Origin of the sequence: Myxococcus llanfairpwllgwyngyllgogerychwyrndrobwllllantysiliogogogochensis (genome assembly GCF_006636215.1) — a bacterium.
Lineage (GTDB): Bacteria > Myxococcota > Myxococcia > Myxococcales > Myxococcaceae > Myxococcus > Myxococcus llanfairpwllgwyngyllgogerychwyrndrobwllllantysiliogogogochensis.
Map to the genome: position 1 here is coordinate 1 of NZ_VIFM01000566.1, position 867 is coordinate 867.

Sequence of the window (867 nt, forward strand, 5' to 3'; positions counted from 1 at the left end):
GACCCGGCCCGCCCCGGAGGTCGATTCCGGGGGGGAGCCGGGGGCCGAGCAGGCCCCTTCCCAGCCTTCGGAGGGTTCCTCTTCCGGCAGCCCCTCGGGTTCTGATAGTTAAGCGCCTCTTTTCACGTCTCCACACCGGAGCACAGGAGTCAACGATGGCCCGCAGCAAGAGCAAGCACCGCCGCGTGCAGATGAAGATCAAGCAGGCCTGGAAGAAGCGGGCCAAGAAGAACAAGGCCGAAGCGAAGGCCGCCGAGAGCAAGAAGAAGTAGGCCCGTCCTCCGTTGGCGGCCCGTGGCGCTATTCCCGGGTCGCCGAAAACGGAACGATGACGCTGCACCGCTGGGGCGCCGTTCCGCTCGGGCGAGAGTAGTTGCCGGTATACGTCCCATCGAGTCGCGCCGTGCCGCCGTCCCCCTCGAAGGACGTGTAGCGACCGGCGAGGCTCAGGGTGTCCATCCTCCCGCCATCCATGGCTCCGCCCAGGGAGCCGGCGAGGGTGAATGAGCCCTCCGCGGACACATTCCCCAGAAGCCCCACGCCCTCCAGGTTGCCGATGAGCCTGTCGCCGGAGCGGGTGATGTCCAGCGGCCGTCCCCGGGGCAGCTCCACGCCCAGCAGGGTGCAGTCGGCCGGTACGCCGCCGTCGCCGAAGGCCATCCGGTAGCGACCTTCCAGGGGCGGACACTCGGTGCAGGGGGTGGCGCCGTCTCCACAACCCGGGGCGGCCAGGCCCATGGCAAGGGCGAGGACCGCGACGCCAGTCAGGGTGAAACGTCCAGAATTCAGGGTCGGTGTTTTCATGTGCGGGATGTCGGACTTCCCGTCGGGAAGCGCGATTCCTAGGTTGGGGGTGGTCGGTGGGCT

The 867-nt window shown here is 68.2% G+C and carries 2 protein-coding genes; one reads left to right on the top strand and one right to left on the bottom strand.

The features are described from left to right. Window positions 1-155 precede the first annotated feature (155 nt). Window positions 156-272 carry an aminopeptidase gene (locus FJV41_RS49340; RefSeq protein WP_141649535.1) on the top strand — a complete coding sequence of 39 codons (117 nt, stop codon included), beginning with the start codon at window positions 156-158 and terminating at the stop codon, window positions 270-272. Between the two features lie 28 nt (window positions 273-300). On the opposite strand, the gene FJV41_RS49345 is transcribed toward FJV41_RS49340, so the two are convergent. After that, a partial coding sequence (locus FJV41_RS49345; RefSeq protein WP_246137911.1) for a hypothetical protein occupies window positions 301-867 on the bottom strand: 567 nt, incomplete at its 5' end.